7 protein-coding genes are annotated in these 6795 nt (G+C 68.5%); 3 read left to right on the forward strand and 4 right to left on the reverse strand.

Features of this window, described 5'->3' with window-relative positions:
- Positions 1-16 precede the first annotated feature (16 nt).
- The 4 genes from ACESMN_RS12145 to ACESMN_RS12160 all read right to left on the reverse strand — a co-directional run bounded on the left by ACESMN_RS12145 (position 17) and on the right by ACESMN_RS12160 (position 4166).
- Positions 17-721: a DsbC family protein gene (locus tag ACESMN_RS12145; protein WP_373053867.1), complete on the reverse strand. Its 705-nt coding sequence runs from the start codon at positions 719-721 to the stop codon at positions 17-19.
- Positions 722-827: 106 nt separating this feature from the next.
- A complete protein-coding gene (xerD, locus tag ACESMN_RS12150; protein ID WP_373053868.1) occupies positions 828-1769 on the reverse strand; it encodes a site-specific tyrosine recombinase XerD in 942 nt (313 codons plus the stop codon).
- Positions 1753-2541 (reverse strand): slipin family protein, encoded by a 789-nt coding sequence (locus tag ACESMN_RS12155; RefSeq protein WP_373053869.1) that lies wholly within the window; start codon positions 2539-2541, stop codon positions 1753-1755. The genes xerD and ACESMN_RS12155 overlap by 17 nt, the downstream gene beginning before the upstream one ends.
- A 107-nt stretch (positions 2542-2648) precedes the next feature.
- Entirely contained in the window at positions 2649-4166 is a 1518-nt protein-coding gene (locus ACESMN_RS12160; protein WP_373053870.1) for an NfeD family protein, read from the reverse strand.
- Between the two features lie 289 nt (positions 4167-4455).
- Here ACESMN_RS12160 and mobB point away from each other — a divergent pair, with 289 nt between their 5' ends.
- The 3 genes from mobB to ACESMN_RS12175 are packed head-to-tail and all read left to right on the forward strand — an operon-like array spanning position 4456 to position 6781.
- Positions 4456-5013: a molybdopterin-guanine dinucleotide biosynthesis protein B gene (gene mobB / locus ACESMN_RS12165; protein ID WP_373053871.1), complete on the forward strand. Its 558-nt coding sequence runs from the start codon at positions 4456-4458 to the stop codon at positions 5011-5013.
- A gap of 2 nt (positions 5014-5015) precedes the next feature.
- The gene (glp, locus tag ACESMN_RS12170; RefSeq protein WP_373053872.1) at positions 5016-6263 is read left to right on the forward strand and encodes a gephyrin-like molybdotransferase Glp; all 1248 of its coding nucleotides are present in this window, start codon (positions 5016-5018) and stop codon (positions 6261-6263) included.
- Positions 6260-6781: an RDD family protein gene (locus ACESMN_RS12175; protein ID WP_373053873.1), complete on the forward strand. Its 522-nt coding sequence runs from the start codon at positions 6260-6262 to the stop codon at positions 6779-6781. The genes glp and ACESMN_RS12175 overlap by 4 nt, the downstream gene beginning before the upstream one ends.
- Positions 6782-6795: the final 14 nt, after the last annotated feature.

Consider the following 6795-nt stretch of genomic DNA (forward strand, 5'->3'; position numbering starts at 1 on the left):
GCCTCCGGGAGGCGTGCTACTCCGCTTCCAGCGCCTGCAGGACCTCGGCCACGGGGCGGTAGCCGGAGATCAGCTGTCCGTCCCGGGTGATCGTCGCCGGGGTGCCGCTGATGCCCAGCTCGCGTCCCAATGCCAGGTGCCGCTCCGCCGGCGTCGCGCAGTCCGCGGAGGGCACCGGCATGTCGGCCTTCGCGCGATCCATCGCCGCGGTGCGGCTTTCCGCGCACCAGATGTCGCGCATGATCGTCGGCGAATCACGGCCCAGCACCGGATACATGAAATAGCGCACCTTCACCCCCGCATCGAGGTAGTCCTGCATCTCCCCGTGCAACTGCCGGCAATAGGGGCAGTTCGGGTCGGTGAAGACGTTGATCACGTGCTGCACCTCGCGCTCCGGGACATAGACGGTCAGTTCCTCATCCGGAATGTCCGCGAAGATCTCTGCACGCACGCTGCGCAGCGACTTCTCGGTCAGGTTTTCCCGCGTCTCGAGGTCGATCAGGCTGCCCTGGAGCAGATAGCGGCCGTCCTCGGAGACGTAGAAGACGTCGGTCCCGAAACGCACCTGGTACACACCGGGAATGCCCGATGGCTCGATGGCGTCCGGACTTACCGTCGGCACCACTTCCGCCAGCCGGCTTTCGATCGCTTCGGTGGCAAGGGCCGGCGGGATGGCCAGCGTGCTCAGCAGTGCGATCAGGATTGTTCGTATCATCAGCATGCAACCGTCTCTTCAGGTGAAGGAAAACGCCCGGAGTGTATCACTGCTGCCGGACTCCGGCCGCAGGCAGTGGTCGAACCGGGCACGGAACCAGGCGCATGGCCCACTAGCCCCGCGGATGGTGCCGGGCGTGCAGCGCCTGCAGCCGCGCTCGCGCGACGTGGGTGTAGATCTGGGTGGTGGACAGGCTGCTGTGGCCGAGCAGCATCTGCACCACCCGCAGGTCGGCACCGTGGTCGAGCAGGTGCGTGGCAAAGGCGTGGCGCAGGGTGTGCGGAGAGAGGGGGCCGGTGATGCCGGCCACGGCCGCGTACTCCTTGATCCGGTACCAGAAGGCCTGCCGGGTGATGCCGGAACCGCGGCGGCTGACGAACAGGGCCTCGGTCGGGGGGCGTTCGCGCAGCAGTTCCGGCCGCGCCCCATGCAGGTAGCGCCCCAGCCAGTCGGCCGCCTCCTCGCCCAGCGGCACCAGCCGTTCACGCGAACCCTTGCCGGTGACCCGGATCACCCCCTGGCGCGGGTTCACCCGGGATTGTTCCAGGCCGACCAGCTCCGACACACGCAGGCCGGTCGCGTACAGCAGCTCCAGCATCGACCGGTCCCGCAACCCGACCGGGCTGCCGGTGTCGGGCGCGCCGAGCAGGGCCTCCACCTGGCCCTCCGACAGGCTGCCGGGCAGCGGGCGGCCCAGCGCGGGGGCGTCAATGCGCGCAGTGGGGTCATCCCGGCGCAGACCGGAGGCCACCAGGAATCGGTAGAAACGGCGCTGGCTGGACAGCCAGCGGGCCACCGACCTGGGACGGCTCCCTGCCTGCATCCTGGAACCGAGGAAGGCGAGCAGCTCGGAGCGGCTGGCGTTGACGAGATCCGACCCCTGCCCCCGCAGCCACAGGCAGAGCGCCTCGAGATCCCTGCGGTAGGCGTCGAGTGTCAGGCGGGCGAGGCCGTCGACCGCCCAGAGCTCGTCGAGGAAGCGCTCGAGCACCGGATCCGCGCAGCCCGCCGCGGATCCGGCGTCCCCGGCGACCGGCTCAGCCGTTCCCGCCACCGGACCCGGAGGGCTCCGCACGCTTGCCCGTCAGGGCCTCGAAGACCCGGGTCATCTCCAGCGGCATCGGGAAGAAGATGCTGCTCGTCTGGCTGCTGGTGGACATGTTCGCCATCGTCTGCAAATACCGCAGCTGCAGCGCCGTCGGCGCCTCTTCCATCATCTTGGCGGCAGACACCAGCTTTTCGGCGGCCTGCTCCTCGCCCTCGGCATGGATCACCTTGGCGCGACGCTCGCGCTCGGCCTCGGCCTGGCGCGCAATCGCCCGGACCATCGACTCGTTCAGGTCGACGTGCTTGATCTCGACGTTGGTGACCTTGATGCCCCAGGCATCGGTCTGCGAATCCAGGATCTCCTGGATGTCGGCATTCAGCTTGTCCCGTTCGGACAGCATCTCGTCCAGGTCGTGCTTGCCCAGCACCGAGCGCAGCGTGGTCTGTGCCAGCTGGCTGGTTGCCGAGTAGTAGTCCTCCACCTGGATCACCGACTTGGCCGAGTCGACCACGCGGAAGTACAGCACCGCGTTGACCCGCACGGTCACGTTGTCCTGGGAGATCACGTCCTGGCCGGGCACGTCGAGGGTGATGATGCGCAGGTCCACCTTCACCATCTGCTGGATCCCGGGAATGATGATGATCAGGCCGGGACCCTTGACCGCCTGGAAGCGTCCGAGAAAGAAGACCACGCCCCGCTCGTACTCGCGCAGGATCTTGATGGACATCGCGATGAGCGCGACGACCACCACGAGGGGAAACAGATAGGCACCAGTCATTCCGTATTCTCCTTCACTTGGGTTGTCCCTGACCGGCCGTGGGACCGCGACCGGGCTTTGTGGTTGGGGCGGGAGGCGTGCAGCGCGGGATCGTCATGCCCGTGCGCTCAGGAACGGCTGTCCGCGGGCCGGCCCGCGTCGTCCGGCAGCGGTTCCACGCGCAGGCGAAGCCCGTCCACCCCCACCACGCGCACCTGCTGCCCGTATTCGACGGGTGTGGTCGTCTCGGCGGTCCAGAGTTCGCTGTGCACGTAGACCCGGCCGTGGCGGTCGAAGTCCTCGCGCGCCTCTCCGACCATGCCGATCATTTCCTCGCGTCCGATACTCGGTTTCACCCTGCGCAGCTGGAACAGTCGCCCCAGCACCCAGATGGAGAAGACAGCGACCACGAGTGCGGTCCCGAAGACCAGGGGTAGCGAGATATTCAATTCAGGATCGTCCCAGAGGATGATTGAGCCCGTGATGAAGGCGATGACGCCACCGATGCCCAGTATGCCGAAACTCGGCAAAAAGGCCTCGGAGACCATGAAGATCAGGCCGAGCAGGATCAGCGCGAGCCCGGCGTAATTGACCGGCATCACCTGCAGCGCGTAGAAGGCGAGCACCAGCGAGATCGCGCCGATGACACCGGGGAAGATCGCACCGGGGTTGGAGAGTTCGAAGATGATGCCGTAGATGCCGACGAGCATCAGGATGTAGGCGATGTTGGGACTGGTGATCACCGCCAGCAGATTGGTCCGCCAGTCCGGATCCACGCGCACCACCTCGAGGTTCCCGGTCTCGAGCACGGTGTCGCCCCAGGGCATGCGCACGGTGTGCCCGTCCATCTGTTCGAGCAGCGCGTCGAGGTCGCTGGCCACGAACTCGATCACGTTCCGCTCCAGGGCTTCCCGTGCACCGATGTTCTCGCCCTCGCGCACCGCCGCCTCGGCCCAGTCGGCGTTGCGGTCGAACCGCTCGGCCAGGCCGCGAATGTAGGAGACCGCGTCCTCCAGGACCTTGCGCTCCATCGCGGTCTCGCCCCGGCGCTTCTCTTCGTCCCCGTCAGTGGCCTCGGTCGCCCCTTCCGTCTCCGGGGTCTCCGCGTCATCCCCCTCGGCCGCGCCGTCGCCGGACGCCTGCACGTCTTCGTCCGATGCCGGTTCCGCATCCTCGCGATCGCCCGGCGCCGTGCCGTCGCCATCATCGAATCCGGGGAATCCGCCGCCCATCTGCACCGGCGTGGCCGAGCCGATGTTCGTTGCCGGCGTCATCGCCGCCACGTGCGACCCCAGCAGCATGTAGGTGCCCGCGCTCGCGGCCCGGCCGCCCGCCGGATGCACGTAGGTGACGAAGGGGACATCCGAGGCCAGGATCTCCTTCACGATCCCCCGCAGCGCCGAATCCAGTCCGCCCGGCGTGTCCAGCTGCAGGATGATCAGGTCGAACTCCTCCTCTTCCGCCCTCTGGATCCCGCGGATGATGTAGTCGCCCGTCGCCGGTCCGATCGCGTCCGAGACGGTCAGCAGCATCGCCTGCCCGCGCGCCTCGTCACCCGAGGCCGCCAGCAGCCAGCCGGCACCGGCCGCCAGGAGCAGGACCCAGAGGACCATACGGAACCAGGATTTCATCGACTGAAGGCGCATGCTCGTATCCCAGGAGGCTTCAGGATGTGGTGGTGCCGGACCGGGTACCCTTGCGGAACAGGTGTCGCGGTCGCGGACGACCCGGATTCAATCCTACACGCAGGGCTCGCGCTGTGCGCGCCTTCCCCAACTGATGGACAACCACCCGCCGCTCGGGTTTCCCGAATCCGCGGACCGGGCGGGAGGCCGGATCACCACACCGGTAATCGGGTGTGATCCCGCGCCCGCTCGGTTATCCTCGCACAGCCACGCATTCCGGCACGACCGGGACCGAGATACCGACGCCGAGATGAACACCGACACCCGTGAACGACCGATTCCACTTCTGGGTCTTGCCGCCTGGAGCGGAGCCGGCAAGACCACACTGCTGACCCGTCTGCTGCCGCTGCTGCGCGCTCGCGGCCTCGAGGTCGCGATGATCAAGCATGCACATCACCACTTCGATGTCGACAAACCGGGGAAGGACAGCTACGAGCTCCGCCAGGCCGGGGCGGGACAGGTGCTGGTCGCATCGAGCCGCCGGTTCGCCCTGATGGTCGAGAATCCGTCGGGAGAGGAGACCGATCCGGCGCTGCCGGAGCTGATCGACCGGATCGACCCGCGCCGGGCCGACCTGATCCTTGTCGAGGGCTTCAAGCGCGAGCCGATCCCGAAGATCGAGATACACCGCCCCGTCCTCGGCAAGCCGCTGCTGTGCACCGGGGACCCTCACATCGTCGCCGTCGCGACCGATCGGCCGGATGCGGTACCCGGCGGCATGCGCACCCTGCCACTGGACAATGTCTCTCTGATCGCGGACTTCATCGGCGAATACCTCGGCCTGCGGGGCCCCGGGAGGGAGACCTGATCATGAACACCGCGACCACCTGCCTGGACGAATCCGATCCCAATGCGCTGACCGTGGAGCAGGCCCTGGAGCGGGTGCTGGCCGAGAGCGCCCCCGTGGGCGGCACCGAGACGCTGGAGATCGCGGCGGCGCTGGACCGGGTGCTCGCGGAACCGGTGGCCGCGCGGATCGACGTACCGCCGGCGCGCAATTCGGCAATGGACGGCTTTGCGCTGCGCGCGGCAGACGGCCGGGCCGGAAACCGCCTGCGCCTGATCGGCGTCTCCGCGGCCGGGCATCCGTGGCAGGGACCCGTCGGTCCCGGCGAGTGCGTCCGGATTCTGACCGGGGCGGTGGTGCCGGAGGAACTGGACACGGTGGTGATGCAGGAGCACGCCGGCTTGACGGAGAGCGGTCAGGTGACGCTCGAGAAGGACGCGTCGCCCGGAGCCAACATCCGCGAACGCGGCGAGGACACCCGGGCCGGGGCGGTAATACTCGACGCCGGGCGCCGCCTGACCGCAGCCGACATCGGCCTGCTGGCCTCGCAGGGCATCCCCCAGGTCGCCGCGGTACGCCGCCCGCGCGTGGCCTTCTTCACCACGGGGGACGAGCTCGTGCCGATCGGGCAGCCGCTCGGCCCCGGTCAGATCCACGACAGCAACCGCTACACGCTCGCGGCGCTGCTCACGCGCTACCCGGTGGAATTCGTGGACCTCGGGGTGATCGCCGACACCGAGGAGGCGGTCCGCTCGGCACTGACGCAGGCCGGCGCAACCGCCGACCTGATCCTGACCACCGGCGGCGTGTCGGTCGGCGACGCCGACTTCGTGTCGCAGCTGCTGCAGAAGGAGGGTCGCGTCGGCTTCTGGAAGGTCGCGATGAAGCCAGGCCGACCGCTCGCCTTCGGCCGTTTCGGCCGGGCCCTGTTCCTCGGCCTGCCCGGGAACCCGGTGTCCGCGATGGCGACCTTCTCGCTGTTCGTGCGCCCGGCCCTTCTCCGGCTCAGCGGTGCTGCCGCAGAACCGCCCTGGACGCTGCAGGCCCGGCTGCTGGAGGACCTGCACAAGCGGCCGGGACGCGCCGATTTCCAGCGCGGCATCCTGGAGCAGCGCGACGGCGGCTGGGTCGTGCGGTCCACCGGAGGGCAGGGATCGCACCAGCTGCGCTCGATGAGCCTCGCCAACGCCTACATCCGCCTGCCCGCGGAGAGCAGCGGCGCCAGCGCCGGCGAAGAGGTCGAGGTCATTCCCTTCCAGTCCGTGTTCTGACGGTGGCCGTGCATGCGACCACGGAGGGCGAGCCCGCAGGCCTGTTCCGCCGCCTCGGAGCGATGATCTACGACGGCCTGCTGCTGCTGGCGATCTGGATGGTCCTGGGTCTCCTCTTCGTGTTTCTCGGGAACCTCGTGGGGCGGCCGATGATCCCGCTGCAATTCGCGGTTAACCTGCTTGCCGCCTGGCTGTTCCTGGTCGGGTTCTGGACCCGCACCGGCCAGACGCTGGGCATGCAGACCTGGCAGATCCGGTTGCGCGACGAGGGGGGCGGCCCGGTGACGGTGCGGAGGGCCACGCTGCGCTACCTGGTCGCGCTCGCGCAATGGCTGCTGCTGCTGTTCGCGATTCACCTCGCGCGGGAATATGGCGCTGCGGTCACCATCGCCGTCACCACGCTGGTGCTGGTCGGGCTTGGCCTCAGCCAGCTGCATCCGCGCCGGCTGATGCTGCACGACTGGCTGTCCGGGACGGTGCTCGTGCATGCACCGCGACAGGCCTCAGGGGCGCACTGACGCCCCTCGTACCC

The sequence above is a fragment of the Thioalkalivibrio sp. genome (genome assembly GCF_041690275.1).
In the GTDB taxonomy this organism is placed as follows: Bacteria; Pseudomonadota; Gammaproteobacteria; order Ectothiorhodospirales; family Ectothiorhodospiraceae; genus Thioalkalivibrio.